A 397-nucleotide genomic window follows, 5' to 3' on the forward strand; every position below is an offset into this window, starting at 1 on the left:
GAGATGACGTCGAGTCTCGTGGGCTCGGAGATGTGTATAAGAGACAGGTCTAACGGCGTATGTCCGCAGCCGAAAACCTTTCATGTTTTCGGCAAGAGTTATGAGGCAAGCTATCAGCCGTTATGCGTGTTTGCGGAAAAAATTCTCCGCCAAACGCTGCGCCGCCTCCAACAACCCCCCTCTTCTCCTCCGGCTGATGCGCCTTTGTGAATATGCCGCCTGAAACTCGGGGCTTCAGACGGCATTTCGTATCCAAACGGTAGCTGACCCACGCTCGGGGGTAACGCGCCAATACGGCTTCCAAACCGGCAAAATCCTGTTCCACAATGCCGTCTGAAAACCACGGATGGATGCCCAGCGCAATACGGATTTGACCGTGTTCGGACGGCATTTCCGC

General features: G+C 54.9%; 2 pseudogenes. One reads left to right on the forward strand and one right to left on the reverse strand.

The features are described from left to right. Positions 1–144, forward strand: a pseudogene (locus ACRPFF_RS11365) (virulence factor TspB C-terminal domain-related protein); the annotation flags it as partial. A gap of 121 nt (positions 145–265) precedes the next feature. Here ACRPFF_RS11365 and ACRPFF_RS11370 read toward each other — a convergent pair. Beyond that, positions 266–397: pseudogene (locus ACRPFF_RS11370) on the reverse strand (TatD family hydrolase); the annotation flags it as partial.

The sequence above is a fragment of the Neisseria sp. SLRRB23 genome, assembly GCF_050896295.1.
Lineage (GTDB): Bacteria > Pseudomonadota > Gammaproteobacteria > Burkholderiales > Neisseriaceae > Neisseria.